We start from the raw sequence: 26,623 nt of genomic DNA on the forward strand, positions 1-26,623 counted from the left end.
CCGCCCGTGCGAACTCCTCGGACCACGCCGTGATGAGCTGATCCTCAACGAGCAGCTTGCGGTTCTGCCGCGACGTCATCGACGCCCATGACACCGATCGAGCGCCCGTCACGGCCGCCGCCATTTGTCGCTGTCCAGATGCGAGCCTGCCTGCGGGCCCATCAGCAGCATGCCGCCGTCCACCAGCCACGAGGCGCCGGTCACGTACGACGCCGCCGGGCTCGCCAGGAACGCCACCACCGCGGCCACCTCGCGGGCGTCGCCGGGGCGGCCCAGCGGCACCCCGGGGCGGCGCTCGGTGTGCGGGTCGACGTCCTCCTGCCCGGTCATCGGGGTGGCGATCTCGCCGGGTGCCACCGCGTTGACCGTGATGGCGTGCTCAGCAAGCTCCTGCGCCATCACCTTGGTGAGCAGCCCCAGGCCGCCCTTGGCCGCGCAGTACGCGCCGGAGCCGACCCGAGGGGCGGTCTCGTGCACGCTGGTGATGTTGATGATCCGGCCACCCTGACCGGCCGCGATCATCCTGCGTGCGGCCCGCTGGGCGCACAGGAACGGCCCGTCCAGGTCGACCGAGAGCACCTCGCGCCAGTCCTGCCACTCGGTGTCGACAACCGGGGTGGCGGTGCCCGTGCCGGCGCAGTTGACCAGCACACCGACGCTGCCCAGGGCGTCGGCCAGCTCGTCGATCACCGCCGCCGCCGCCGGCAGCCGGGTCAGGTCCAGATCGCGGATCTCGGCGCGCCGGCCGGCCTTACGGACCTCGTCGGCGGTGCTGCGGGCATGCCCGGCGTCGCGGTAGGCGCTGATGCCGATGTCGTACCCGGCCTCGGCAAGCGCTACCGCGACGGCGCGTCCGATGCCCGACTCGGATCCGGTGACGATGGCGGTCATGGGATGGGTCATAGCGCCCGCTTACCCGCACCGGCATGGTTGACCCCATCGAGGGGCAGTGATTGTGCGTGCAACTGAGCGACCTTCTCTTCGCCCTCTTCGGTGTGGGCGCCCTGCTGGCCGGCATCCTCCCCCGGGTTCTCGAACGCCGGCCGATGTCCATGCCGATCGTGTTCCTCGCTCTGGGCATGGTGGTCTTCGCGCTACCCCTGGACCTGCCCGATGCCGACCCGTTCGCCCATCCGAAGCTGACCCAGCACCTCACCGAGGTGTGCGTGATTGTGGCGCTGATGGGTGCCGGGCTCAAGATCGACCGTCCGCTGGCAAGGGGCCGCTGGACCTCGACATGGCGACTGCTGATCATCGCCATGCCGGTGACCATCGCGGCGGTCGCGCTGCTCGGGTGGTGGTGGGCTGGGCTCGTACCGGCGGCGGCTTTGCTCCTGGGCGGCGCGCTGGCCCCGACCGACCCGGTGCTGGCCGCGGATGTGCAGGTGGGTGAGCCGACCGATGAGGAGGACTCCGAGGACGAGGTACGGTTCGCGCTGACCTCCGAGGCCGGGCTCAACGACGGGCTGGCCTTCCCGTTCGTCTACGCGGCGATCGCCCTGGCCCTGGGCACGTTCAGCTGGGCCGAGTGGGGCCTCAAGGACGTCGGTTACAAGATCCTCGTCGGCGTGGTGGGCGGCCTGCTCGTCGGTAGGTTCCTGGGCCAGCTGTTCTTCCGGGCCCGCAACAAGAAGCTGCGCCTGGCCCACCACTCCGAGGGGTTCCTGGCGCTGGCGGCGACCTTCCTCGCGTACGGGCTGGCCGAAGTTGCCGGGGGTTATGGGTTTCTCGCGGTCTTCATTGCCGCTCGCGGGATCCGATCGGCGCAACGCTCGCACGAGTACCACCAGGTGCTGCACGAGTTCGCCGAGCAGATCGAACGGTTGCTGACCGTGCTGCTGCTCCTGCTGCTGGGCGGCGCGATCGTCGGCGGGTTGCTCAAGCCGCTCACGTGGCAGGCCGCACTGGTCGGGCTCGCCCTTGTCTTCGTCGTCCGGCCGCTTGCCGGATTCCTGTCGCTGCGCGGCGCCCCGGGGCATGCCACCGAGCATTGGGTCATCGCGGCCTTTGGTATCCGGGGCATCGGCAGCATTTATTACCTGTCGTACGCAATGAGCCACGCATCGTTCCCGGCGATGGATGTCATATGGGCGACAGTAGGATTCGTCATCCTCGTGAGCGTGGTGTTGCACGGTGTTGCGGTGACGCCCGTGATGCGGCTTCTGGACCGAATGAACGAGCGGTCCCGCACCCCGGAAGAGCGACACGCTCAGTAATCGACATTGCTGTGGGTAATTGTCGAGCCGCCGAACCGTAGTTTATTTAGGACATTGAACCCGGGCGTGGTGGCGGAGCGTATTCATACCTGTAAAGTAATCGGCACCTCCCCCAGGCCGGTAATCCACGATGGACGACGAAAGGTGCGGCCGATGCGTTTACGGGGCTTTGCGCCGGGGACACCCTGCTGGGTTGAGCTGGCGAGCGCGGATCCCGCCCGGGCAGCCGAGTTCTATTCCCGGCTCTTCGGCTGGGAGCCGGCGGGTGACCGATTCAAGCTGGGTGGCCGTGCGGCCGCCGGGCTCACCCGCACCCGGGCCGACCGGCCACAGGGGTGGATGACCTACCTCACCGAACACAACCTCGAGGCGTCGATCATGCGCGCCCGCGAGGCCGGCGGCCGCCTGATCGGCGAGCCCGCCGAGGGTCACGGCGGACGTAGCGCGGTGATCGCCGATCCGGCCGGGGCCACGCTGGGCATCTGGGAGCCCCGCGACTTCACCGGCGCCCAGGTCGGCGGCGAACCGGGCACGATGACCTTTCCCGAGCTGCTCACCGATGACGCGGTGGCGGCGGCTCGCTTCTACGGCCAGGCGTTCGGCTGGCTGTTGCGCGACGAGTACGGCAGCGACGGCACCCGCGGCGAATGGATCACCACCGCCCACGACGCGATGGCCGGGCTTGCCCCCAGTCGCGGCGGCAGTTGGTGGCGCGCGGCGTTCCAGGTCGCCGACTGCACCGAGACGCTGGAGGACTGCCGGGCGTACGGCGGCACGGTGATCTCCGGGGTGGCCGAAACGGGCTTTGGAACGTACGCGGAACTGCTCGATCCCTGGGGTGTTCCCTTCTCGATCGCGGCGCCGGCGAGCGTGCCGATCGAGCTCACCATGCAACTGAACGCCGAGTCAGGCATGGAGTTGACGTTCGGGGGGTACTGATACGCCTGTTCGAATCGGCTTCATGTTGATACGAGGAGGCGCCATGGCGGCGAACGAACAGGCTCCGGCCTCGAACACGATCAAGGACCCGGCCGACTGGACAACCGGCGACGAGCCGGCCACCGGGGCCCAGGAGTCGTACCTGCACACGCTGGCTTCCGAGGCACACGAGGACGTGCCCGAGGAGCTGACCAAGGCAGAGGCGTCCCAGATGATCGACGACCTGCAGGGCAAGACCGGCCGCGGCCAGTAGCAGTTTTCCCAGGGGCCCTTCCGCACCAGCGGAAGGGCCCCTTTTGCTGCCCACCTCGTCAACCATGGTTGACATTCCGCCTGTGTCAACTTACGTTGACAGCATGACGGAAGCAACCGACCTCGCTGCCGCCGCCGGCAGCGCTGACCCCCGGGTCGGCCTGCGCGCGGTCGTGGCCCTGCGCCGCCTGCTGGAGGGCCTCGAGCTGCTCCAGGTGGCGAACGCGCGCCGCAACGGCTGGTCCTGGCAGGAGATCGCGGACGCCCTCGAGGTGACCCGCCAGGGCGTGCACAAAAAACACGCGAACCGCGTCCCGACCACGAACTCCCAGGGGAACTGACATGTTCGAACGATTCACCCACCCCGCCCGCGAGGCGGTCATCCGAGCCCAGTTCCTGGCGCGCGAGCTGAACCAGCGGCCGATCGGCACCGAGCACCTGCTGCTGGCGCTGCTCGAAGAGCCGGCGTTCACCGCACCGGCGCTGACCGTCACCTTCGACGACGTCCGCGCCGGCATCACCCGCCTCACCGGTCCCGCGCCGGACGACCCGGACGAGGACACCGACACCGCCGACCGCGAGGCTCTCAAGGCCATCGGCATCGACCTGGACGCGGTACGCCGGGCCATCGAGCAGAATTTCGGACCGGGCGCGTTGCAGCTCGCCCGCGAGAAACCGGGATCCGGGCCGGGGCCGCTGCGCCGGCTGTTCAGTGGCGGCGGTGGCGGGCACATCCCGTTTTCGAAGCGCAACAAGAAGGTGCTGGAGCTGTCGTTGCGCGAGGCGTTGCGGCTCAAGCACAACTACATCGCGCCGGAGCACCTCCTGCTGGGCATTCTCCGCGAGGGCCAGGGCCTGGCGATGCAGATCCTGGCCGAGCGCAAGGTGAACGTCGAACGGCTGCGCGCGGAGCTGACGCAATCGTTGAATTACGAGGCCGCGTAACCAGCCTACTTTTCCGGCCGGGTGGGTACCGAGGGCGCCATGACGTACCGGGTCGAGTACAACGGCGAGGAACTCGAGGTCGAAACCCTCGACTCCGCGCTGGACAACGCCAAGCATGCCATCGCCACCGATCTCGGGCAGATCAGCGGCTGGGCCGTGGAGCACGACGAGACAATCAACGACTGGTTCGTGCAGGGCGTGCTCGACGGCAAGGCTATCGGGCCCACGGCGGTGGTCACCGGCCCCGAGCCCACGCTGACGGCCGAGACGTTCCCCCGGCACGCCCCGGCGGCGGCCGAGCGGGAGGCGCTGCGCATGACGTTCACCGGGGCGACGCCGTCGGAGGCCTTGCAGATGGCGGCGTCCTGGCTGGCTGGCCGCCCGGAGGTCCTGGCCGTTGACGACATCGGCTGGCACCCCATGCGCACCGGCTACGAGGTGCGGGTCTACTACCGCGGATGAGTTATACTCGGTAGGCGAGCATATTGGGAGGCACCCGTGGATCCAGGCGCCATCGAAGCCGTTCTCTTCGACATGGACGGCACCCTCGTCGACTCGGACGCCGCCGTGGAACGCGCCTGGACGGTGTGGGCAGGCGAGTACGGTGTCGACCCGGCCGCGGTGATGGCGATCGCCCACGGCGCACCGGCCGGCCGCACTGTTCGCCTGATACGCCCCGACCTGGACGAAGCCGGCGTCACCCGGGCAGCCGAGCGTCAACTGGAATTGCAGTATGACGATCTGACAGACGTCGTCCCTACCAGGTACGCCCACAAGTTGCTGGCTTCGCTCACACTGCCCTGGGCCGTGGTGACCAGCGCGGATGTCCGGCTGGCCAAGGCGCGCCTGGCCGCGGCGGGCATCGAGGCCCCGGCGCTCGTCACGGTCGAGGACATCAGCGCAGGCAAGCCGGACCCGGAGGGCTACCTGCGCGGCGCGGAGCTGCTGGGGGTGGCACCGGAGAAGTGCCTGGTCGTGGAGGACGCCGAGGTGGGCGTGACCGCGGGGCGTGCGGCCGGGGCGATGGTGGCCGCGCTCAAGGGCGTCGACGGCGACCTGCGCATCAAGGACCTCGGAGAGCTGATCCCACTGCTGGGCTGAGGGCTGCGGCGAGCGTACATCGACAAATCCCGGGCGTTGCAGACGCACCTGGAGGACGAGCTGCGGGCCGCCACCGGGTTGAGCATTTCCGACCACCACGTGCTGGTCGTGCTCTCCGAGGCCCCCGGCCCCGGCTCCACCCGCACGCCGATCAACCTGGCCCACGTCACCCTGCAGCCAAGCGCCCAGCTCGACCTGCCGTGGCAGCCGGACTACAAGTGCTGGTCTACGTCATAGCCGGTGGCACACTACGGCCCGTTCGTAATGAACACCCGCGAGGAACCCGAGCAGGCGTTCGAGGACTTCCAGAAGGGCCGCCTCGGCGTCATCCCGGCCGGGAAGATGCCGCACCCCGACTGACCGCTGCCGAGTTATCCACAGGGGCTGGATGCGCGTCCGGCACCGGCTGAGCAGGCTCTCGCCCGTGAAGAGGAATGAGCAGCTTGTTGAGGTCGGATTCGATCTGCCCCGGGTCAGCGAACAGTGGCCGCCCGGCAATCGGGAATGTCTGTGGGCGCAGTGGGTGACGGCGGATGCGGTGCGCTTGCGCAACGTGCCGAGCTTGGCTTACGGCGTCGCCTGGGGAGACCTGTTCCGGGTGCATCGAGCCGAGACCGGTGATCTGCTGGCCGGCAAGCGGCTGCACTGGTCGGGGCACTGCACGATCCGGGTGTTCGTCAACCAGGACGGCCCGCTGAACGGCTCGCTGCAACGGGTCTCGGAGATGTTCGCGCCGCTGGGTGTGGCCGGTGAAGGCTCGCCGCAGTGGGGCCTGCTTGCCTTCGATGTGCCACCGGAGGTCGACGTGGTGCCGGTCCAGCGGCTCTTGAAGGACGGGGTACGCGAGGACTGGTGGGACTACGAGGAAGCCTGCGTCGGCGCCGCGTGGATAGCGGCCGATGAGGCCGAGGCGTAAGCGAGCGGCGGCGGGGTACGCGCTGAGCATGAGTACAAGCGCGCACCCCGGCGCCGGCGAACCGGACTTCACCCCCGGCGCCGGTGCCAGCACCGACCAGCAGGTGACCGGCACCTCGGAGACCGGCACGTTCACCACGGACGAGGCGCCGACCGCGGACACCCCGGCCGACGGCAGCACCAACGCCGGTATCAACCAGACCCGAGCGAACCGCCCGGACCCCGAACCCCAGAGCTGACCCCACCGTGCTGACGAACAACAGCAGCAAGCCGCGCCGGCCGGACGTCACGGTGGCCGAGATCATCGGTGGCCCGGCGGCGCTCAAGCTGGATCTGCACAGCTACGACGCCCGGTAGGCCCAGGACTACCGGGAGCACCGGCGCCGGATCCTTGCGGCACTGGCGACCCTGGACATCGAGGTCGAGCACATTGGCTCCACCTCGACGCCCTGCTGGCCGCCGGATACGAGCTGCGCGTTCGTGAAACCAAACGCGATCGACCGCGCGCTGTACGAGGACGTCAAATGGTCCCTGATCAGCCGGGGCTGGGATGACATGAACGACTACGCGAGCGCCAAGACCGACGTCGTTTCCGCGATCAAGGCTCGGGCCCGGGCGGCTCAATTTTGACGCCCTCCACGTCATACAGCTCGATTTCGTGGTCGACGCCGAGGGAACCCAGGGTTTCCGCCAGCCGGTTGACGCTGGCCGGCTCCACCACTCCGGCGAATTTCGCCATCCCGCCGGAGTTCCAGAGGTTCAGCCGGCACCACGAACACTCGACCTCATACTCGTCCTCCGCCGACCATCGGGCCGACCATCCCAGGCGCACGAACGCGTGGGCAAGCGGTTGTGGGTCGGCGACGTTGTGCAGGAAGCCGTAGACGTTGTTGTCCAGCGCGGCCAGCTCGCCAGTCAAGCGTGGGCCGGGCGTACCTCCCGATGTTATTGCCATGGCTCGTACCCCTTCCATTGCCTGATGCCCCACGCCGCTTGAGCGTATTGACCCTCTAGCCTGGGGGTATGGCACGCCCCCGCAAGTTCGTCGAACGCGACGTCGTCAGCAGCGCCGGCGAGGTTTTCGCCGTCAACGGGCTGGCCGCTACGACGCTGGACGATCTGGTGCAGGCGACCGGGCTTGGCAAGCAAAGCCTGTACAACGCGTTCGGCGGCAAGCGGGAGCTGTTCCTGCGGGCGCTCTCGGAGGACCGCGAGGAGGCGGCGCGGGCCGTCTCGGAAGCCCTTGAACATGGCGACGCCTCCCCGGTCGAGCGGATCCGCGGGCACATGCTGCGCATGGCGATCGAGTTCAGCCGCAGCGACAGCCGGGTTTCGCTCACCACGCGCGCCCTCGTCGAATCGACCGGCGAGTCCGATCAGCTCGCAACGGTCACCAAGGCCGGCATCGAACAGCTCGCCGGGATCTACGGGCACTGCCTGGCGCTGGCGCACGCGAACGGCGACCTGCCCGCCGACACGAACGTGCCGTCGCTGGCCATGTACTTCGTCGCCATCACCCGGGGCATGGAGCTGCTCGGCCGCTCCGGTGTCGACCGTGGCGCCCTCACCGCGGTCGCCCTCGACGCACTCCGCGTCTTCCGTACATAGCCGCCTCCCAGGTGCCCCGCGTCACAACGCTGCCCTAGTTATTGACCACACGGTCCAAAACTTGTGTTATTGACCAGGTCGTCAACAACTAGCGTAGGAGTAGCCGTGGGAGTGCTGGAAAACAAGGTCGCGGTAATTACCGGGGCTAACGCGGGCATCGGACTGGCAATTGCCCGGGCCTACCACGCCGAGGGTGCTCGGGTCTTCGTCACCGGCCGTCGCCAGGCCCAGCTCGACGAGGTCGAGGCCGAGCTCGGGCCACAGGTGACCGGCGTCCGTACCGATGTGGGCCGGTTGGAGGATCTCGACGGCCTGTACGCGACGGTGGCCGAGCAGGCGGGCCGGATCGACGTCCTGGTTGCCAACGCCGGGATCGGGATCGCCGCCCCGCTGGGTGAGATCACCGAGGAGCAGTTCGACGCCATGTTCACCACCAACGTCAAGGGCTCACTGTTCACCGTGCAGAAGGCGCTGCCGCTGCTTTCCCCCGGAGCGTCGATCATCCTCACCGGATCGACGGCCGCCACGCGCCCGCAGCCGTTCCTCCCCGTGTACGGGGCAACCAAGGCCGCGACCCGGAATCTGGTCCGCGGGTTCGCCCATGGCGCCAAGGCCGGGCGGTACCGCATCAACATGATCTCGCCCGGCGGAACCCGTACGCAGGGCCTGATCGACCTGGTCCCGCCGGAAGAACTCGCCGCCGCAGCCGCCACGATCCCCGTGGGCCGGCTGGCCGAACCGGAGGAAATTGCCGCGGCAGCCGTCTTCCTCGCGTCGGACGCATCCAGCTACGTCAACGGCGCCGACCTCGCGGTCGACGGTGGTTTCGCCCAGATCTGACCACCGCCGGCGCCATCCTCCCGGCCGATGGTGCCCGCGTGCTGCGCGGAGTCCGCGCGGGAGGCAATGCGCCGCATGGACCGCTGATGCAGGGTTGAGGCATGACGGCCAAGGGGCGGCGATCCGGACGGCAGGCGCTCCTGGCGTGACCGACACGTCCGATTGCGCCGAGGTCAGGGCGGTGCCGTACCGCGGTCCTCGGCCGCGTGGCGGAAGCTGTCCCATAGGCCAGTTCTGTCCCATAGGCCAGGCACCCAATGGACACCGTATCGCCGCTGCAAGTCCAGGAGCTCTCAGTCGTTGCCGGTGATACCGCGGCGCCGCAACGACACGGCATGGAAAATCGCTCTTCGCCGGCACTGGTCGCGTAATCGTTGGGTGAGTCTCCAAACCGGCCAGCCCAACCGTCCCCCGCAAGAGATCCACCCGCGGCCTGACGCAATGGATTCAAGCCCGCAGATAGGTAAGAACAGCAAGAACCCGCCGGTTGGTGTCCTCAGCCGGCGGCAGATCAAGCTTGGCGAGAATGTTGCCGACATGCTTGGCCACCCCAGCTTCGGTGACGTTCAACCGCCCGGCGACAGCGGAGTTGGAGTGGCCTTCGGCGATCAGGGCGAGAACCTCACGTTCCCGGTTGGACAGTGCGGCCAAAGGGGTGGAGGGGCGGTTGAGTAGGCGTCGTACTACGTCGGGGTCGATGACGGTTCCGCCTTCGGTCACCGTGCGCAGCGAGGCGGCGAAGTCGTTGACGTCGGCTACCCGGTCTTTGAGCAGGTAGCCGACTCCGGTGCCGGTGGCGAGCAGGGCTGTGGCGTATTCGGGTTGGACGTATTGACTGAGGACCACGACGGCCAGGTCGGGGCGGATGCGTCGCAGGGCCAGGGCGGCTTGCAGTCCCTCGTCGCGGAAGGTGGGCGGCATGCGGAGGTCGGTGATGACCAGGTCGGGGGTGTGCTCGGCTACCACGCAGACCAACTCTTCGGCGTTGCCCACGGCGGCGCAGACCTCGAAGCCGAAGCGGGCCAGCACGCTGACCAGGCCTTCGCGCAAGAGCAGGCCGTCCTCGGCAAGTACGACACGGGTCATGGCAGCTCGATGCGGAGCAGGGTGGGGCCGCCGGGCGGGCTGGAGAGCAGGAGGCGGCCGTTGGTGGCGGAGATGCGGTCGGCCAAACCGGTCAGGCCGGTGCCGGCAGTGAGGGCGGCGGCGCCGGAGCCGGAGGGGGTGCCGGTGGTGAGCGGGGAGCCTGTGCCGGAGAAGGAGCCGGTGCTGGAGGCGGGAGCGGGGGTGGCGCCGCCTTGGCCGTCGTCGCGGACTTCCAGGATGAGGGTGGGGCCGGCTTGGGCCAGGAAAATGTCGGCTCGGGTGGCGTTTGCGTGTTTGACCACGTTGGCCAGGGCTTCGGAGGCGGCGAAGTAGGCGGTTGCTTCGGTCTGCTCCGAGGGGCGGGAGACGCCGTCGGCGATGGTTACCGACACGGGTAGGGGTGAGCGGCCGGCCAGTTCGCGCAGGGCTGCGGGCAGGCCCAGGTCGGTGAGTTCCTGGGGGCGGATGCCGTAGATCAGGTCTCGGAGCACGACCATGAGGTCCTTGGCCTGGTCGTGGGCCTTGCTGAGTGGTTCGGCGGCCGGGGAGTCGGGTGGGGTGTCCAGTTTGGCCATGCCCAGGTGCAGGGTGAGGCTGGTCAGGCGGTGCTGGGCGCCGTCGTGCAGGTCGCGTTCGATTCGGCGGCGTTCCAGGTCGAAGGCGTCGGCCAGGCGGGCGCGGGATTGCGACACCTCGCGCAGGGCCAAGCCGGACGGGTCGGCGAGCAAGGCGCGGGCCACTGCGCCCTGGGCGGTGGCGAGGGCGCCGATCACGTAGCCCAGCGCCGGGGCCAGCATCAGGCCGAGGAGCACGAACGGCACGGCCTGTCCCGGGTTGTGCACGGTGTAGGTGCCGAGGGTCAGGCCGGCGGTGCTGGTGGCATAGAGCGGGCTCAGCAGGAACGCCACGTCGAGCATGACCAGCAGGGCGATGATCGCGTATGCGGCGGGGATGATGGTGGCCAGGAACAGCAGGTAGGCCAGTTCGCGCCAGGTGGCGGTTTCGGCGTAGCGGGCGCGCAGCCAGGTGATGGGGTCGCGGGGCGCTGGCGGGTGCGGCGAAGGCACTGGGCGGTGGTCGATCAGGGCCAGGCGGGCGCGCTCGACGATGCCGAGTGGCACGGCGATCAGCGGGCCGAAGCCGGCGAACAGGATCAGCGCGACGAGCATGAGGAACAGCAACGCCCCGGTGGGTGGCAGACCGTCCTGCAGGTGGTCGGCGGTGGCCACGTAGGGCAGCACAAGCAGGCCGGCCGCGATGGACACGGGGGCGGCGATGGGCAGGGTGGTCACGAGGTAGACCAGGGACCGCCAGGGGCCGCTGGTCAGCAGATAGCGTCGGCTCAGCAGGGTTGTTTGCACGGGTTCGACGCTATGGAACGGCGCCGGGGGTGAACCAGCCGTCCAGGACTAGTGTTCGGGGTATAGCCAGGTCTACCAAGTGCCGGCTCGGCGGTCGCGCCAGGGGCGGCCGTCGGGGTCGTACATGAGGCGGTAGGCCGGGATTGCCCAGATGCGCTGGTGCCAGGGCAGGCGTTCGGGGCGGTGGGGCATCAGCCTTCCCGGTGGGCGGGGGCCGCGGCGGCCACCGTCGTGCCAGGCCAGCAGCTCGTCGGCGGCCGCGCTGATTGTTCGTACCGCTGAGTCCGGGTCGAGAAGGTCGTGATCGTCGGTGCGGTCGAGGTGTTCGCGCATGAGGGCCAGCCGCAGGTCGCGGGCATAGGTGCGGGCACCGTCGCCCAGACCGGCGGGATCGGCCGGCGCACGCGCGTCGCGGGTCTCGTCGAGCACCGCACACGACAACTCGCTGTCGTGGGTCCAGGACCGGCGGTTGAAGTTGTCGCTGCCCACGCTCGCCCAGACGTCGTCAACGACGCAGACCTTGGCGTGCACATATACCGGCGTGCCCTCGTGGTTTTCCACATCGAAGACGTGTACGCGGTCGGGCGCGGCTCTGCGGCACAACGCGATGGCCTCGGCGCGGCCGATCTGGTTCGGCGGCAGCGCGAAGCGACCGTCCACATCGGGGTGACGCGGGACGACGGCGATCAGGTGCAGGCCGGGGTGGTCGTTGAGCGCCTCGGCGAACAACTGGGCCACCTCCTTGGACCACAGGTACTGGTCCTCGAGGTAGATCAGCCGGCGTGCCCGTTTGATGGCTTTCGTGTAACCGCGGGCGATGCTCTGCTCACCCTTGCCCGCAAAGTCGTAGGGTGGGCGCATCGCCGGGTAGGTGCGCAGGACCTGGATGTTGTGCGAGCCGACCGGCTCGGGGTCCGGCGGCTGCGGGGGCAGGCGGTCGGCGCGCATGTCGGCGTGCTTGAGCTTGTCGGTGATCGTGGAGATGGGGCCGTTCTGGTCCAGCGGGGTGGGATCGTTCCAGCGCTCGCGGAAGGTGTGGTCGAGCGCGCCGACGACCGGGCCGCGCAGGGCCAGCTGCACGTCGTGCCAGGGCGGGTTTTTCCCGTACGCCGAGGACATCGCAACCGCCTGCGGGTCACCATGATGCTGCTCGTCGTCGCGGCGGCTGTGGCACAGGTCGATGCCCCCGGCAAAGGCGATGTCGCGCTCGGGGTGACCCGGGTGGCGCAGGATCACGAGCTTCTGGTGATGCGAACCACCCCGGCGTACCCGTTGATCCAGCAGCACCTCGCCCCCGGCGGCCGCCAGGTCCTCGCTCAGGTCCCGGTTCTCTTCCTCGCTGTAGGCCAGCTTGTCGATGTGCGAGCGCCACAGCAGACCCTTGACCACGACTCCGCGCTTGGCTGCCGCGGCGAACAGCTCGGCGATGGTCGGACCTTCGTCGCGCAGCCGCTCATCGGGGTCGCCACGCCAGTCGGTGAAGAACAGGTGATCGCCGTCACCGAGTTGTTCGACCTCGTTCACCAGCCGTTCGAAATACGTTTTGCCATGGAACAGCGGCTCGGCGGTGTTTCCCTCGCACCAGGTGGGTATGTCGGAATCAGGGTTGCCCCGCTCCTGGCTGGTGAGGAACCAGTCTTGCAGTAGCACCGGCGATCCTTCCGAGGTCGATGACGCCCTCACGCTAGGCCGCCCGACGGCATAGTGCACCCGAAGAGCCGGCCATCGCGGCGCAGCACACACCGCATGAGCGTCGAAGGACACACCTATGAGCACCGAGCCCCTCACCACGACCGTAGCCCCCGCCGCCCAGGCCTCCGAGCGCGGCCTGCTGATCGCCATGCTCCTGCTGGTCGTGCTCGGCGTCGGAGCGATGTTCTTGATTTCCTGAAGGCGAAATGTCCGGTTGACCGGAGCGGGTGGGAGCGGGCAGCGAGCCCGGACGGCTTTCATTCATACTTCTCGGTATGACGGGGGAGCCGGGTTTTCACAGCGCAACCATCGAAGTTCCACCGGCCGAGGCCGCGGCCGGCACCATCAAGGCGGTCTGGTCGCCCACGCACGGGGCGATGAACGTCGCCGTGCCGCCGGGAACCGTGGACGGCACGGTCATCTGGGTCGACACGCCCAGCGGCCGGGTCGCCGTGACCATACGCGTGACCATGCCCTTTATGCCGCCACCTGGCGCGCCCTACCCGCCGCAGCCTTTTCCCGGCCAGCAGCAGTATCCCGGTCAGCCATTCGGGCTGGCGCCTGCGTCGGCGCCGGCCGCGCCCGGGAAGTCCGGCCGGGGCACGAAAATCATCGGCTTCGGCGTGGCGGCGCTGCTGGCGATCGGCTGTTTCGGCGTGGTCCGCGCGTTCACCGGTGGCGATGATGACGATGCCGAGGCGCAGAACGGCACCCGCAACTCGATCATCTCCTCCACCTCGCCGAAGCCGGGTTCGCCGTCCGCGGCGCCGATCAGCCCGCAGGCCTACGCCCAGTTGCTGACCGGCTCGGACACCGCGATCAAGGCGGCGTTCAGCAAGCTCAACACGAGCAGCAGCGCCGCGTTCACCAAGGCTGCCCCGGCCGCCGCCAGCACCCTGCGCGCGGAGGCGGCCAAGCTGCTCAAGACCACTCCCCCGGACGGTGCCGCGCAGGCGCACGTGTTGCTTGCCACCGAACTGCAGAGCCTGGGCACGATGGTGCAGGAGACCGGGGAGACCAAGGGCGAGTGCCCGGCCGCGTCGCCGTATACCGAGCTGCTGCGTTCGGGCTGGGCCGACAACATCCGCAAGGACGCCAAGAAGCTGGCCGGGGCGAACGCGTCGTACAAGTTCGGCTCGTTCCTGCCCGCCGCACCCAAGGAGCAGAAGCGCCGGCTCAAGACCGGCACCTACGTCAAGCGGGCGTCCGGCGGGCTGGGCCACCTGAAGATCGAGAACGGCGCCGATGACACCACGATCTCGCTGGTGCCGGTCAAGGGCGCCAAACCCAAGCCGATCATGACGGTGTACGTCCGCGGCGGCGGCTCGTTCACCGCCAAGGGCATCAAGGACGGGACGTACCGGGTCTTCTCGGCAACCGGTGAGGACTATGACAAGGCTCGTAAGGGCTTCACCCGGGACTGCTCGTTCAGCAAGTTCGACGACTCGTTCAAGTTCAGCACCACGTCGGCGGCCTCGACGATCTGGACCATCACGCTGACCCCGTCGATCGCCGGCAACGCCTCGACCAGCGACGTCGACCCGAACGCATTCCCGCAGTGAGCACCGGCTCGCCAAGGGGATGACCGGCCCGCGGACGGGCCGGTCATCCCCGATGCTCAGAGCACGCGGAAGTCCGTGACGAAGCTGGCCACCGCACCCCCGGCCGTGCGACCCACGAACGTCGCGTAGCCGCCGTCGTGCCAGCCGGTCTGCACGGCCACCACGTTGGCGCCGGTGTCGTCGTCGGTGACCGCGTCCACCACTGCGGGGGCTGCGGCGCTCTGATCGGCCAGATAAGTGCTTTCCAGCCGCTCGTAGGGCCAGCGGGCGAGCCCGGCCAGCGCCCGCTCGTCGGCCAGGGTGCCGGTGCCCGAATCCGCCGGGTAGGCCGCGAAGCCATCCTCGTCGAGCACGGCGGGCGGGCCGGCGTCGCTCATCCGGGCCGGCTCCCAGGCCGCCGCGGGCTCGTCGCGCACGACCAGTTGCAGCGCGGCCGTGCGCCGCTCGATCTCCAATCCGCCAGCGGTGGCGATCGCCACCCAGGCTCTCAGCCGATAGCGTCCCGGGCTCACCGCCACGGTGAACGGGGGTGCCGACCCCGTGTGCACCAGCGGGTCGCAGGCCACCACGCGGCCGGTCGGCAAGGTGACCTCGCCGGCCGGGACCATCGTGAGGCGGTAGTGGTATCTGTCGTCGGATTGGTGTGCGTGCTCGGTCAGGAGCAGACCCAGCAGCTCACCGATGTCCACAGCCATGCCGGGGACCCTATCGGTGGGTACCGACAGAATTTTGGTGTCAGGTGAGTTCCCAGGTTGCGGGGGCCAGGATCGGGGCCGACGGGTCGCCGGCCGGGCGCAGGGTGACGCGCCAGGCCTGCATCGGCGGGTGGCCGGCGGCTTGCCAGCGGTCCAGGATGGTGGCCGCGGTGGTGGCGCAGCGGGCGGCTTCGGGGCCGCCGGCCAGCACCGTGCCGTCGGGCAGGATCGCCGCGCCGCCGGTGCCCGCGTCGTCGAGCAGGATCAAGGTGTTCTGCTGCTGGCCGGGCAGCGCGGCGTGGGTGGCGCGGGTGCTCCACACCCCGGCGGCGTACCAGAGGTCGCGGTAGCGCAGCGACGTCAGCGGACGCGGCCAGCGGGCCGGGGCCGCCGGGTGCAGGCCGGTCAGCCCGCCCGAGCTCACTGGCGCCGGGTGCCCGGCCGGGTGCGCCGCGCTCAGCGGGCCGGCCGCGGTCATGAAGCCCGAGGAGCAGATCACCGAGGCGGTCACGGGGCCGCCCGGCTCGCCGCGTACGGCCAGTACCGGATGGGTCCCGGCATGCTGGACGGGCACCACCACCAGGCCGGGCCGGGCCTGCGCCAGCCACTGCGGGGACACCCCGGCCACGCCGACGGTGACGATCACCTTGTCGAAGCGGTCGCCGGGCGAGCCCGCGTACCCGTCGCCGGTCAGCACCCGCACGCCGGCGATCCCGGCGTGCAGCAACGCCAGCCGGGCTCGCTCGGCCACGTCGGCCTGCACGTCGACGCTGGTCACCTCGGCGCCCAGCCGGGTCAGCAGGGCCGCGTTGTAGCCGGTGCCCGCGCCGATCTCCAGCACCCGGTCGCCGGGGACGACGGCGAGCGCGTCCAACATGATCGCCATCAGCGACGGCTGGCTCGACGAGCTCACGGGCACCCCGGCATCGACCTTGGTGACCAGCACGTCGTCGCGGTAGACGGTGTCGAGGAAGCCAGCGGTGCCGGGGGTCGCCCAGCGACCGTCGCGGCGCTGGAAGCCCTCGGCGACGAAGGCCTCGCGGGGCACCGCGGCGAACGCGGCAGCCAGCGCGGCCGGCAACGGGCCGCCGTCGCGTTCGATCTCGTCCACCAGGCGGCGCCCCAGGTCGCTCACTCCTGCCACGGTAGTCGGCTCACCGGGCATCGAGGCGGGCCGCGGCCCTCGGGTCGCTGGGCTGCGCGGCGGCGACCGCTTCGGACAGACAGCGCGGCACGTCCGCTGCGTGGTAAGGGTGCTCGGCGGGCTCGATGTGGTCGAGCAAGTGCTGGTAGGTGACCGCCTGGTGCAGCGCGGTCACCGGGCGGATCAGCTCCAGGGCGGCCAGCGGCTCGCTCCCGGGCACCGACGCCTGCCAGCGCTGCGCCCACGCGTCGAGCACCGCGCGGCCCGCGATCCCGCCGGTCAGCCGGATCATGTCGGACGCGGGATGCCCGATGCCGGCGTCACCCCAGTCGATGATCGTGCGCGGGCCGCCGGGTTGCGCGCGTACGTTGCCGGGGTGCAGGTCGCCGTGCACGAGGGTGTCGGGCAGCCCGCACGCTGCGATGGCGGCCAGCCGGGCGGGGATCTCGTCGAGCAGGTCGTCGAGGCCGTCGATGTGCTCCAGCCAGGGTTCGGCGACGCGGGTGAGCCGGCTCGGGTCGAGGCGGCGGTCGGGCAGGCCGGCTTGACGCAGGGTGTCCGTACGGGTGGCGAAGTGTTCTTGAACGGGGTGCAGGTCGCGCGCCACCTCGGCGCGGAAATCGGCGCCGGCGCCGTACTGGTCCTCGCCGGGGATGTGGGCCAGCAGCATCCGGCCCGCGTCACCGACGGCCAGCACTTCGGGCACCGCCAGCCGGGTGTGTGAGGCGAGCAGGGTGAGCAGGCCCGGCTCATGGGCGAAAAAGGCGGGCACCTGCTTGAGCCAGGCCACGGGACGTCCGCCGAGGTCGAAGCGCCAGATCGAGGACAGGTTCCAGGTGCGCCTCTGCACCGGCTGCGCCCCGGGAGGCAGGTGTTGCAGCGCCCACCGCACAGAAGCCTGCGGACCATCGGGTACGACCCAAGGCGCGCGCAGCGGCTCATCGTCCAACCGCAGGTCGACGGGGGTCAGCTCGGTCCGTACCGGGGTGTCCACCTGCGCCAGATAGGTGATCTTGCCGCCGGGCGGTGCCGGGTGGGAGCTGCTGAGCAGGCGCAGGATGCTCACCTCGACGCCGTGCCGGTGCCGGGCCTCAGCGACCAGGTCGGCACTCTCCTGCCACCACGGGACCGGCGTCTCGAACGGGGGCAGCGCACCGAGCACCGTCCCGGCCGCGTCGACGAGCACCAGCGTCACTATCCGATTCACGCATGCGAACGTATACCTATGTAGTGGCCTCGTAGCGGGCGCGCAGTGCGCCGGTGTCCGGACGGCCGTACAGGCGCAGGCGGGCCATGCCCCCGTCGGGGTAGATGTCCAGGCGCACGTGGGTGGCCACCGGCACCACCGGGATCGGGAAGCGGTGGCGGGTGTCCGGGCTGAGCCGGATCTGCGGCAGCAGCTCAAACCAGTCGGTCGGGTCGTCGAGCAGCCCGAGGCGCGCGTCGATGCCACGCAGGGTGGCGCTGCCGGGAGCGTTGCCCTTGAAGTGGCTGGTGTCCAGCTCGGCGAGCTCAACCACGGCGGGCGCGGCGAGTTGCACCAGCACCCAGTCGTTGCCGTCGTCGCGGCGCCGCGCTGTTTCCCAGCCGTCGCCCATGGACCGGGCCAGCCCCGGGTTGATCAGGTGCTGTGGGTGGCCGTAGAACATGTTGCTGCAGCTGGCGATGCGAGCGCCGTACTCGGCAGCGGCGACGTCGAACACGGCGGGCAGCAGGCGCGGGTCGGGCACGATCTCGCCGTGCACGCGCAGCCGGGCCACCCCGCCGTCGGGGTAGATGTTCAGCCGTACATGGGTGAAACGCTCGCGCGAGTCCACGGGGAACAGGTTCTGGCTGTCGCCGCTGAGCGGTGAGCGGCGCACGATCGGCTGCCAGGGCGCCTCGGCGAGCTGTAACGGGTCCGGGTAGCCCTCCACCGCGCAGGCGTCGACCGAGGCGTACGGCGGGAAGTTACCGGTAAAGAACGCGGTGTCGATGTCGACGCCGTGCACCATCCCGGGCGCGCCGAGCCGCACGATCGCGGAGTCGTGGGTGCCCTGGTCGCGGCGTCGCCGGGTTTCCCAGCCGTCGTACACCTGTCCCTTCTGGCCAAAGGTCTTCGGGGCGAACACCGGCGCGGCCGGCTCGACCAGGTGGTCGGCGGCGGCGAAGAACTCGTCGGTGGCGAACACCACCCCACCGCCGAACAGGCGCGACGCAAGGTCGGGCAGCAGCGTGAACTCTTCCATTCAGGAGTCTCCTCGGGTCAGGAAGCGGCCGTCAGGGGCTTCGCCGGTCACCGTGCGCCCGCGCAGCCAAGTCGTGCGGACCACTCCGGTCAGCGTGCGCCCGGCGTACGGGGTGATGGGATTGCGGTGGTGCAGGGCCGGCGGGTCGACCACGAAGGTGGCGCCGGGGTCGAAGGCGACCAGGTCGGCGTCGGCGCCCACGGCGATCCGGCCCTTGCCCGTGAGCCCCACCAGGTCGGCTGGCCGGCGGGCCATCCAGTCCACGACCTGGGCCAGGGTGTGCCCGCGGGCCCGGGCGGCGGTCCAGATGATCGGCAGGCCCAGCTGCAGCGAGGCGATGCCACCCCAGGCCGCCGCGAAGTCGCCGGTGTCGCGGCGTTTGAGCTCGGGGGTGCACGGCGAGTGGTCGCTGACAACGCAGGCGATCAGGCCGTCGGCCAGCGCGGACCACAGCTGCTCGCGATTGGCGGTGTCCCGGATCGGCGGGCAGCACTTGAACTCGGTGGCACCGTCGGGGACCTCGGCGGCGTCCAGGGTCAAGTAGTGCGGGCAGGTTTCGGCGGTCACGCGCAGCCCCTCGGCCTGCGCGGCGGCGATCAACGGCAGCGCGGAGGCGGCGGACAGATGCAGGATGTGCACGCGGGCGCCGGCGGTGCGGGCGGCGGCAATGGCGGTCGCAACGGCGGCATGCTCGGCCTGCGGGGGACGCGAGGCGAGAAATTGACGGTACGACGGGGACGACGCGCCCGCGTGCAGGTGCTCCGGGTCCTCGGCGTGGATGACGAACTGGGCGTCCACCGCGGCCAGAGCCGTGGCCAGCTCAGCGGCGTCCAGCGGCGGGAATTCCGGCACGCCCGAATCGGCCAGGAACGCCTTGAAGCCGTACACCCCTGCGGCGTGCATGGCGGGCAGGTCGGCGGCGTTGCCCGGGATCGCGCCGCCCCAGAAGCCCACGTCGATGTGGATCTGGCCACCGGCGGCGGCCTTCTTGACGGCGAGCGCCTCGGTGCTGACGGTCGGGGGCAGGCTGTTCAGGGGCATGTCCACGATGGCGGTGACCCCGCCGGCGGCGGCCGCGCGGGTGGCGGTGGCGAACCCTTCCCAGGCGGTACGACCCGGTTCGTTGACGTGCACGTGGGTGTCGACGAGACCGGGGAGCAACGCGAGATCGCCGAGGTCCAGCTCGACGGCGGCCGGGGGGCTGTGGTCGTACGGGTCGATGGAAGTGATCTTCTGGTTGGTGATCGAGATGGCGGCTGGGCGCTCACCGCCAGGGGTGACGGTGCGCCGGGATCGCACAACGAGATCGGCCATGCGCCGAGCGTAACGGTCCCCGCGGCTCAGGAGAGGGCGACCAGCTCAGCCCGGCTGAAACCGACCGCCTCGCTGGACAGCGCGCCGCAGTCCAGCCCGCGCAGCAGATAGCCGGCCAGGGCGCGGGCGGTGGCCGGTTCGTCGAGGATGCCCCCCGAGCGGCGGTCCCGGTAGCGGCGCAGGCGCACCACCGCGGCGTCCATGCCGTCGGCGAAGAACGCGTACGTCGCCGCGAACCGGGTCGGCAACTGCGCCGGATGCAGGTCCCAGCCCTGGTAGAAGCCGCGTTCCAACGAGCGGCGCACGAGCCGGTGGTGCAGCGCCCAACCCTCGTGTACGGCGATGTCGGGGCCCAGCGGCAGAATGTTTGTCGAGCCATCGGACAGACGCACCCCGGTGCCCGCCGCAGCCGCCTGCATGACCGCCTTGGCGTAGTCAGCAACCGGATGGTCCAGGGCCTGATGCGCAGCCGCCACCCCGGCTGCCGCGCTGTAGTCGTATGTGCCGTAATGCAGCCCGGTGCAGCGGCCCGCCGCCGCGGTGATCAGCCGGGCCACTGTGGCGACCCCGTCGGCGCCCAGCACGGCTGCGGGCAGCTCGATCTGGATCTCGAAGCGCAGGGTGCCCGGCGGCAGCCCGTACAGCGTCTCCAGTCGTTCGCACAGCGCGGCCATCGCCTCGACCTGGGCCGGCCCGCTGACCTTGGGCAGGGTGATGATGAACGGCTCGGGGAAGTGCGCCAGCCACAGGTCCAGAGTGCGCAGTGCCCGATGCCGGGTGGGCGACTCCAGCGACTTGATCCGCAGGCCCACGAACGGCGGGCGGGGGCCTTCGAGCAGCACCGCCGCGGCCTGCTTGACCGCGGCGTCCTCCTGGTCGTCGTCGCGCACGCCGTAGCCGTCCTCGAAGTCCACCCGCAGATCCTCGATCGGCTCGGTGGCCAGTTTCTCGCGGACCTGCTGCTCGCGCGCCGCCGGGAACGGCACCGGCGGGTGGGCATCCAGGGCGGCCAGGGCCTGCGCCCCCCAGTCGCGGAAGCCGGCGATGCGGTCCGCGGCGAGGTAGACGGTGTGCACCGGCTGACGTCCGGGCCGGTCTCCCGGATAGCGGTCACGCAGGAACGCGTCGTGCGCGGCGAGCCGATCGTCGAACGCGCCGTAGTCGTGATCGGAAAGGCGCACGGCGCTCAGTCGATCGCGTCGTAGGCGGCGGTGGTGAGGAAGCCGGCGAAGTCATCGGCCAGCGCCACCCGCTCGAACAACGTGCGCACCTCGGCGAAGCGGTTGCCCCCGGGCTGGTCGATCTTGGCCAGCTCCTCGTCCTCCAGCCGGGTGACCAGCTCAGCGGTCACCGGGGTGCCGTCCGGCAGCGTCACACCGTTGTGGATCCACTGCCACACCTGCGAGCGGGAGATCTCGGCGGTGGCCGCATCCTCCATCAAGTTGAAGATCGCCACCGCGCCGTTGCCGCGCAGCCACGCCTCCAGGTACTGCAACGCCACCGACACGTTCGAGCGCAGCCCCGCCTCGGTCACCGAACCCGCAGTGGCGGCCACGTCGAGCAGCTGCGCCGCCGTGACGCTGACCTCCTCGCGGCGCCGGTCGAGCTGGTTGGGCCGCTCCCCCAGCACCCTGTCGAAGATCTCCCGGCACACCGGCACCAGGTCGGGATGGGCCACCCAGGAGCCGTCGAAGCCATCGCCGGCCTCGCGTTCCTTGTCCTCGCGGACCTTACCCAGGGCCACCTCGTTGACCTCGGGGTCGCGCCGGCTCGGGATGAACGCAGCCATGCCACCCATCGCGAACGCGCCGCGGCGGTGGCAGGTCGACACCAGCAGCTCGGTGTAGGCGCGCATGAACGGGGCGGTCATGGTCACCGCCGCGCGGTCGGGCAGCACCATCGCCGGGTTGTCGCGGAAGTACTTGATGATGCTGAACAGGTAGTCCCAGCGTCCGGCGTTGAGCCCGCAGATGTGCGGGCGCAGCGCCCACAGGATCTCGTCCATCTCGAACGCGGCGGGGATGGTCTCGATCAGCACAGTGGCGCGGATCGAGCCGACCGGGATGCCCAGCTGCTCCTGGGCGAAGGTGAAGACATCGTTCCACAGCGCGGCCTCGTGGTGCGATTCCATCTTGGGCAGATAGAAGTACGGTCCACTGCCGCGTTCCAGCAGCTCCTTCGCGTTGTGAAAGAAGTAGAGCCCGAAATCGACGAGCGCACCGACCGCCGGTTCACCGTCGACCGGCAGGTGCCGCTCGTCCAGGTGCCAGCCGCGGGGGCGCACGACGATTGTGGGGTACGGTCCGGCGCTCAGCTCGTACGTCTTCTTGTCGGTCTTGAGGCTGATGTCGCGGCGCACGGCGTCGTAGAGGTTCTGCTGGCCGTCGATGACGTTGGCCCAGTGCGGGGTGTTGGCGTCCTCGAGGTCGGCCAGCCACACCTTGGCCCCGGAGTTGAGCGCGTTGATGGTCATCTTGCGTTCGGTGGGGCCGGTGATCTCGACGCGGCGGTCGGTGAGGTCGGCGGGCGCGCCCGGCACGGTCCAGTCCCCGGCGCGGATCTCGGCGGTCTCGCTCAGGAAGTCCAGCGAGCCCCCGGCGGCGATGGCGGCCCGGCGCTCGGCTCGCGCGGCCAGCAGCTCGTTGCGGCGGCCGCGGAACCGCCGGTTCAGCTCGGCGACGAACGCCACGGCCGCATCGGACAGGATCTCGGTCACGGGGGTGACTCCCTTCGGACGGCGGGCTCTCCTTCTGTACGTTATCGGTCCGGCTCGGGGCGGCGCACGAAACAGCGGCCCTCGCGGGGAATCGAGGGCCGCTGCTCTATTTCCTTCTCCCGGCCGTCCTCCTGCCGGGAGATGGCGTCCTCCTGGTGGGGAGGCGCCCTCCTGACGGGGGACGGCGTCAGAAGTTGCCGTAGCTGTCGCACTTGGCGCGCTGGCGGATGCAGTTCTTGACCCGGCTGCCCAGGGCCTTGTTGTCCCAGGCGAAGAACGCGTCGCCGTGCATCGAGGAGGCGTTGCCCGAGGACAGCTTGAGCCCGGCCTTGCTGCCGTGCGTCTGGTAGCCGATCACGAACGACAGCGACGGGATCGCCACCGGGAACTTGCCGCTGCACACGCCCTGGCCGTCGGCGTAACCCACGTGCGACTTGTGGTCGGGGCTGTCCAGGTGCACGCCGTCCCAGCAGTCGGGGAAGGTGAGCTGGTACGTGATGGTCGCGGTGTTCGCGCACACCGGCCAGTTGCCGTCGTCGCTGCGGCCGACTTCGCCGCCCTGCCCGGCACACCAGAACTGGCCCGGGGCGCCCTCGGGGGTGCCGGCCTGCTTCTTGGCGTCACCCTGGATCATGCGGAAGCCCTGCGGGAACGGCATCGTCTTGGTGGTGTCCTTCAGGCGCGAGCCGTAGTACACGGTCACACCCTCCAGCTCGACCGGCTTGCCGTCCTCGGTCATCTCGGGGATCCAGTACGCCGACAGGTCCTCGTTGGCCGGCGCGCAACTGGTGCTCTTGTTCGCCAGCAGCGAGGCGAGCGTGGTGGACGCGTCGGTGCTGCTGTTGCCCAGGAACGTGTGCATGTGCGAGGCGCCCGGCATGTTCGGGAACACCATCGCGTCGTCCTTGGCCGAATGGCTGACCTTGCAGGAGGCGTTGAACTCGGGCACCCGCACGTTGGCGGCCGGGATGGTGGTGTTGGTGGGCAGCGCGTCGAACTCGGCGACCTGCTTCTTCCACGCCGCCTGGTCCATCGTCACCCAGCCGTCGCCCGACGGGGTTCCGGCGGATCCACTCGCTGACGGGGTGGGGGCCGACGGTGCCGGGGAGGTCGACGGGGCCGGGGAGGCCGACGGCGCCAGGGAGGCTGCGGCTGCGCCGAAGGTGAACCAGTTGAGGTTGACGAAGTTGCCGGCGGTGCTGCTTCTGAGGACCGCGAACACCGTCTGCGGGCCGGTGGGCACGCCGGCCGCCGTGGCGGTGGCTGTCGACCACTTCTGCCAGCCGCCGGTCGAGGCCACCGGGAACGTGGCCAGCAGCGTGCCGCTCTGCGAGCCAAGGTGCAGCTCGATCGAGCCGCCGGCCTTGTTGTCCGAGGCGATCCGGGCGCTCAGGGCGGTCCCGGTGATCGACACGTTGTCGTACTTGAGCCAGTCGCCGCCGGCCAGCCAGCCGACGTTCTTGCCGCCGTCGGCGTCGCTGGTGCCCTCGGTCTGCGCGCCGGACTGAGCCGTGAACGACTCGGCCTGCACCCGGCCCGGCACCGCGGTCTCCTCCGCGCTGGCGCTGGCAATGTAAATGCCGCTGCCGCCCAGCGCCGCGGCGACCGCGGCCGCCAGCACGATGCGGGTTCGCTTCCTGGAGTGCATTCCCATCCCTTCCACCACTGCTGTCGGAAAGGAGTATGAGCAGCTCAGCATGCTTGTATCAACTTCGGAAAGAAGACTTAAGAAGGCCCTCCTCCGCTCCCGCTGGTCGCCGCGATTTCGGATTTCAATAACATTTTCTCGACCGCGGAACCTTAAAAGATCCTTAAACGCCGTCGAGTAGCCGGCGATGCGCGGTGCGTGCCCGCCGGGTCAGCGCCGCCGCGTCCGCGGTGACCAGCTCGCCGCGCCGCACGACCGGTTTGCCGCCGACCAGGGCCAGCTCCACCGGGGCGGGCGGGCCCAGCACCAGCGCCGCCACCTTGTCATCGATGCCGTCGTGGCCGAGCCCGTCGAGGCGCCACAGCACCAGATCGGCGAGCTTACCGACTTCGATGCTGCCGACATCCCCGGCTCGCCCGAGCAGTCGCGCGCCGCCCATCGTGCCCAGCCGTAGCGACTCGCGGGCGGTCAGCGCTCCCGGCCCCCCGCGCAGCCGGGCTACGTACAGGGCCTGACGTAGTTCCTCGCCCAGATGCGCGGCTTCCTGCGAGGCCGAACCGTCCACGCCCAGCCCGACCGGCACCCCGGCGTCGAGCAGCTCGCGGACCCGGGCCAGGCCGGCCCCGAGACGCGCGTTGGAGCTCGGGCAGTGCGCCACGCCGGTGCCCGTGGCGGCCAGCTTCGCCACGGATGCGTCGTCCAGATGCACGCCGTGGGCCAGCCACACGTCCTCGCCCAGCCAGCCGAGCCGCTCGGCATATTCCACCGGGGTGCAGCCGAACTTCTCCCGGCAGAAGTCCTCCTCGTCGTCGGTCTCGGCGAGGTGGGTGTGCAACCGGACCCCCTTGTGCCGGGCCAGCTCGGCGGCCTCGCTCATCAGCCGCGAGGTGACCGAGAACGGCGAGCACGGCGCGACCCCGATCTGCAGCAGGGAATCCGGCGACGGGTCGTGCCACTTGTCGATGGCGGCCTCGGTCGCGGCGAGCGCCGCGTCGGTGTCCTCGACCACGTGGTCCGGCGGCAGACCACCCTGGGACTGCCCGAGATCCATCGAACCGCGGGCCGGGTGGAACCGCAGCCCGATCTCGCGGGCCGCCAGGATCTCGGCCTCCAGGACATCACCGCCGTCGCGAGGGAACACGTAGTGGTGGTCGGTGCTGGTGGTGCAGCCCGACAACGCCAGCCAGCCCAGCGCCGCCCCGGCCGCCGCGCCCACAGTCTCGGCGTCGATGCGCCCCCAGATCGGGTACAGCGTGCGCAGCCAGCCGAACAGCGTCTCGTCCTGCGCCAGCCCGCGGGTGGCCCACTGGTACAGGTGGTGGTGCGTGTTCACCAGCCCCGGCGTGAGCAGGCAGCCGGTGCCGTCGAGCGCGCCGGGCACCCCCGAGGAGCCGGCCCCCACCGCGGCGATCCGGCCGTCGTCGCCCACCACCACGTGTCCGTCGGCGAACTCGGTCCCGGCGGCGTCAACGGTCGCGACGGTGACGTTCTCGATGGCAATCACGGGTGCCACTCCGCGAGAGCCGGGGGCGCGTCGTCGCGGGTCACGGTTCCTTCGATCAGCCCGTACGGCCGGTCGCCGGCGATGAACACCTCACCCGGGTTCTCCAGGTCGAACGCGGACAGGTCGACCAGATAGTGGTGCTTGTTCGGCAGGGCCAGCCGGATCTCGGCTATCTCCGGGCAATGCTCCAGCACCCGGCTGCCCATCGAGTACAGCGTCTGCTGCAGCGCATAGCTGTACGTCGTCACGAATGCGTTCACCAACGCGCCCTTGGCCCCCTCGAACGACTCCGCCCAGTCCGCCGCGTCCGACAGGTGCCGCCAGCGTGCGTCAACCGCGGTGGCCAGAATCCGGTCGGTCGTCTCCGGCAGGGTGGTGTACCGGTCCGTGGCGAAACCGTGGAACTCCGAGTCGGTCGAGTTGAGCACCACGAAGTCCTTGAGCCCGGAGACCACCTGCACCCCGTCGCCGGTCACGTCGACCTGCGCGGTCCGCACGTAGTCGCCCTTGCGCCGGAACGAGTGCGGGCCGAGGCGCTCCCACCCGTACGACTCGATGCGCACCCGCGCCCGGGTGATCTGCGGCTGCGTGTCGACGAAGTGGCGGCCCAGCAGCAGCGCGAACGCCTCCGGCTCACCCACGCCGTGGCTGCGGGCGAACGCGTACACCGTGTTCTTCATCGTGTCGGTCGGCAGCACCCCCGAGTTGTCCCCGCTCAGATGAGTGGCGGCCAGGTCGCCGGACAGCGCCACGCTGACGTTGACGTCGGCCAGCCCGTGCGAGTCGCCGTCCCGCGTGACCCGCACCAGCCGGGTCTCCGCTTTGCCGTACCGGTTGTCGCCGAGCACGATCGCCAC

General features: G+C 70.2%; 29 protein-coding genes and 1 pseudogene. 15 read left to right on the forward strand and 15 right to left on the reverse strand.

The genetic code is table 11. The features are described from left to right. Positions 1–108: 108 nt before the first annotated feature. Entirely contained in the window at positions 109–891 is a 783-nt protein-coding gene (locus tag TFC3_RS21665) for an SDR family oxidoreductase (protein WP_236718243.1), read from the reverse strand. A gap of 68 nt (positions 892–959) precedes the next feature. Between TFC3_RS21665 and TFC3_RS21670 the strand changes: the two genes are divergently transcribed. The 11 genes and pseudogenes from TFC3_RS21670 (at position 960) to TFC3_RS38800 (ending at position 6,998) form a co-directional block, all read left to right on the forward strand. Continuing rightward, complete coding sequence (locus TFC3_RS21670; protein WP_067502947.1) at positions 960–2,216, forward strand: sodium:proton antiporter; 1,257 nt, start codon at positions 960–962, stop codon at positions 2,214–2,216. A gap of 153 nt (positions 2,217–2,369) precedes the next feature. Beyond that, entirely contained in the window at positions 2,370–3,155 is a 786-nt protein-coding gene (locus tag TFC3_RS21675) for a VOC family protein (protein ID WP_236718244.1), read from the forward strand. A 43-nt stretch (positions 3,156–3,198) separates the two neighbouring features. Further along, the gene (locus TFC3_RS21680) at positions 3,199–3,408 is read left to right on the forward strand and encodes a DUF3072 domain-containing protein (RefSeq protein WP_067502953.1); all 210 of its coding nucleotides are present in this window, start codon (positions 3,199–3,201) and stop codon (positions 3,406–3,408) included. Between the two features lie 103 nt (positions 3,409–3,511). Further along, positions 3,512–3,748: a hypothetical protein gene (locus TFC3_RS21685; RefSeq protein ID WP_067502956.1), complete on the forward strand. Its 237-nt coding sequence runs from the start codon at positions 3,512–3,514 to the stop codon at positions 3,746–3,748. Position 3,749: 1 nt separating this feature from the next. Continuing rightward, positions 3,750–4,352, forward strand: coding sequence for a Clp protease N-terminal domain-containing protein (locus tag TFC3_RS21690; protein ID WP_067502959.1), 603 nt, complete (start codon positions 3,750–3,752; stop codon positions 4,350–4,352). A gap of 39 nt (positions 4,353–4,391) precedes the next feature. Then, on the forward strand, positions 4,392–4,814 hold the full coding sequence (locus TFC3_RS21695) for a hypothetical protein (RefSeq protein ID WP_067507218.1): 423 nt from the start codon (positions 4,392–4,394) through the stop codon (positions 4,812–4,814). Positions 4,815–4,850: 36 nt separating this feature from the next. Then, complete coding sequence (locus tag TFC3_RS21700) at positions 4,851–5,453, forward strand: HAD-IA family hydrolase (protein WP_067502961.1); 603 nt, start codon at positions 4,851–4,853, stop codon at positions 5,451–5,453. Positions 5,454–5,579: 126 nt separating this feature from the next. Continuing rightward, positions 5,580–5,813: pseudogene (locus TFC3_RS36110) on the forward strand (pirin-like C-terminal cupin domain-containing protein); the annotation flags it as partial. Positions 5,814–5,877: 64 nt separating this feature from the next. Continuing rightward, positions 5,878–6,369 carry a DUF4265 domain-containing protein gene (locus TFC3_RS21710; protein ID WP_161952651.1) on the forward strand — a complete coding sequence of 164 codons (492 nt, stop codon included), beginning with the start codon at positions 5,878–5,880 and terminating at the stop codon, positions 6,367–6,369. A 28-nt stretch (positions 6,370–6,397) separates the two neighbouring features. Continuing rightward, positions 6,398–6,607: a hypothetical protein gene (locus TFC3_RS21715; RefSeq protein WP_067502970.1), complete on the forward strand. Its 210-nt coding sequence runs from the start codon at positions 6,398–6,400 to the stop codon at positions 6,605–6,607. A gap of 241 nt (positions 6,608–6,848) precedes the next feature. Further along, positions 6,849–6,998, forward strand: a complete 150-nt coding sequence (locus TFC3_RS38800) for a hypothetical protein (RefSeq protein WP_201787195.1) — start codon at positions 6,849–6,851, stop codon at positions 6,996–6,998. On the opposite strand, the gene TFC3_RS21725 is transcribed toward TFC3_RS38800, so the two are convergent. Beyond that, positions 6,967–7,287, reverse strand: a complete 321-nt coding sequence (locus TFC3_RS21725; protein WP_067502973.1) for a hypothetical protein — start codon at positions 7,285–7,287, stop codon at positions 6,967–6,969. The two genes, TFC3_RS38800 and TFC3_RS21725, sit on opposite strands and share 32 nt — an antisense overlap. Before the next feature lie 104 nt (positions 7,288–7,391). Between TFC3_RS21725 and TFC3_RS21730 the strand changes: the two genes are divergently transcribed. Together TFC3_RS21730 and TFC3_RS21735 are read left to right on the forward strand one after the other, a co-directional pair. Continuing rightward, positions 7,392–7,976 (forward strand): TetR/AcrR family transcriptional regulator, encoded by a 585-nt coding sequence (locus TFC3_RS21730; RefSeq protein WP_067502976.1) that lies wholly within the window; start codon positions 7,392–7,394, stop codon positions 7,974–7,976. A gap of 105 nt (positions 7,977–8,081) precedes the next feature. Then, the gene (locus TFC3_RS21735) at positions 8,082–8,816 is read left to right on the forward strand and encodes an SDR family NAD(P)-dependent oxidoreductase (protein WP_067502979.1); all 735 of its coding nucleotides are present in this window, start codon (positions 8,082–8,084) and stop codon (positions 8,814–8,816) included. A gap of 447 nt (positions 8,817–9,263) precedes the next feature. On the opposite strand, the gene TFC3_RS21740 is transcribed toward TFC3_RS21735, so the two are convergent. The 3 genes from TFC3_RS21740 to TFC3_RS21750 all read right to left on the reverse strand — a co-directional run bounded on the left by TFC3_RS21740 (position 9,264) and on the right by TFC3_RS21750 (position 12,913). Beyond that, the gene (locus tag TFC3_RS21740) at positions 9,264–9,902 is read right to left on the reverse strand and encodes a response regulator transcription factor (protein ID WP_067502981.1); all 639 of its coding nucleotides are present in this window, start codon (positions 9,900–9,902) and stop codon (positions 9,264–9,266) included. After that, positions 9,899–11,263 carry a sensor histidine kinase gene (locus tag TFC3_RS21745; RefSeq protein ID WP_067502983.1) on the reverse strand — a complete coding sequence of 455 codons (1,365 nt, stop codon included), beginning with the start codon at positions 11,261–11,263 and terminating at the stop codon, positions 9,899–9,901. The genes TFC3_RS21740 and TFC3_RS21745 overlap by 4 nt, the downstream gene beginning before the upstream one ends. Before the next feature lie 72 nt (positions 11,264–11,335). Then, on the reverse strand, positions 11,336–12,913 hold the full coding sequence (locus TFC3_RS21750; RefSeq protein ID WP_067502985.1) for a phospholipase D-like domain-containing protein: 1,578 nt from the start codon (positions 12,911–12,913) through the stop codon (positions 11,336–11,338). A 118-nt stretch (positions 12,914–13,031) separates the two neighbouring features. On the opposite strand from TFC3_RS21750, the gene TFC3_RS40070 reads away from it, so the two are divergent. Both TFC3_RS40070 and TFC3_RS21755 read left to right on the forward strand, forming a co-directional pair. Further along, complete coding sequence (locus tag TFC3_RS40070; RefSeq protein ID WP_255363784.1) at positions 13,032–13,154, forward strand: hypothetical protein; 123 nt, start codon at positions 13,032–13,034, stop codon at positions 13,152–13,154. Positions 13,155–13,230: 76 nt separating this feature from the next. After that, positions 13,231–14,517 carry a hypothetical protein gene (locus TFC3_RS21755; RefSeq protein WP_067502988.1) on the forward strand — a complete coding sequence of 429 codons (1,287 nt, stop codon included), beginning with the start codon at positions 13,231–13,233 and terminating at the stop codon, positions 14,515–14,517. Between the two features lie 56 nt (positions 14,518–14,573). Here TFC3_RS21755 and TFC3_RS21760 read toward each other — a convergent pair whose 3' ends face one another. The 10 genes from TFC3_RS21760 to pucL form a co-directional block, all read right to left on the reverse strand. Then, complete coding sequence (locus TFC3_RS21760) at positions 14,574–15,212, reverse strand: DUF4241 domain-containing protein (protein WP_067502990.1); 639 nt, start codon at positions 15,210–15,212, stop codon at positions 14,574–14,576. 40 nt (positions 15,213–15,252) lie between these two features. Then, complete coding sequence (locus TFC3_RS21765) at positions 15,253–16,347, reverse strand: protein-L-isoaspartate O-methyltransferase (protein ID WP_067502993.1); 1,095 nt, start codon at positions 16,345–16,347, stop codon at positions 15,253–15,255. A 19-nt stretch (positions 16,348–16,366) separates the two neighbouring features. Beyond that, complete coding sequence (locus TFC3_RS21770; RefSeq protein WP_067502994.1) at positions 16,367–17,563, reverse strand: phosphotransferase family protein; 1,197 nt, start codon at positions 17,561–17,563, stop codon at positions 16,367–16,369. Between the two features lie 16 nt (positions 17,564–17,579). Further along, positions 17,580–18,584, reverse strand: a complete 1,005-nt coding sequence (alc, locus tag TFC3_RS21775) for an allantoicase (RefSeq protein ID WP_067502996.1) — start codon at positions 18,582–18,584, stop codon at positions 17,580–17,582. Further along, the gene (gene allB, locus TFC3_RS21780; protein ID WP_067502998.1) at positions 18,585–19,898 is read right to left on the reverse strand and encodes an allantoinase AllB; all 1,314 of its coding nucleotides are present in this window, start codon (positions 19,896–19,898) and stop codon (positions 18,585–18,587) included. It lies immediately after the preceding gene. A gap of 26 nt (positions 19,899–19,924) precedes the next feature. Then, positions 19,925–21,079, reverse strand: coding sequence for an aldolase/citrate lyase family protein (locus TFC3_RS21785; RefSeq protein WP_067502999.1), 1,155 nt, complete (start codon positions 21,077–21,079; stop codon positions 19,925–19,927). 5 nt (positions 21,080–21,084) lie between these two features. Continuing rightward, the gene (gene aceB, locus TFC3_RS21790; RefSeq protein WP_067503001.1) at positions 21,085–22,614 is read right to left on the reverse strand and encodes a malate synthase A; all 1,530 of its coding nucleotides are present in this window, start codon (positions 22,612–22,614) and stop codon (positions 21,085–21,087) included. A gap of 187 nt (positions 22,615–22,801) precedes the next feature. Beyond that, the gene (locus TFC3_RS21795) at positions 22,802–24,262 is read right to left on the reverse strand and encodes a DUF1996 domain-containing protein (RefSeq protein WP_236718245.1); all 1,461 of its coding nucleotides are present in this window, start codon (positions 24,260–24,262) and stop codon (positions 22,802–22,804) included. A 163-nt stretch (positions 24,263–24,425) separates the two neighbouring features. After that, positions 24,426–25,766 carry an 8-oxoguanine deaminase gene (locus TFC3_RS21800; protein ID WP_067507220.1) on the reverse strand — a complete coding sequence of 447 codons (1,341 nt, stop codon included), beginning with the start codon at positions 25,764–25,766 and terminating at the stop codon, positions 24,426–24,428. Further along, complete coding sequence (gene pucL / locus TFC3_RS21805) at positions 25,763–26,623, reverse strand: factor-independent urate hydroxylase (protein WP_067503009.1); 861 nt, start codon at positions 26,621–26,623, stop codon at positions 25,763–25,765. The genes TFC3_RS21800 and pucL overlap by 4 nt, the downstream gene beginning before the upstream one ends.

Source organism: Actinoplanes sp. TFC3 (assembly GCF_001553785.1).
In the GTDB taxonomy this organism is placed as follows: Bacteria; Actinomycetota; Actinomycetes; order Mycobacteriales; family Micromonosporaceae; genus Actinoplanes.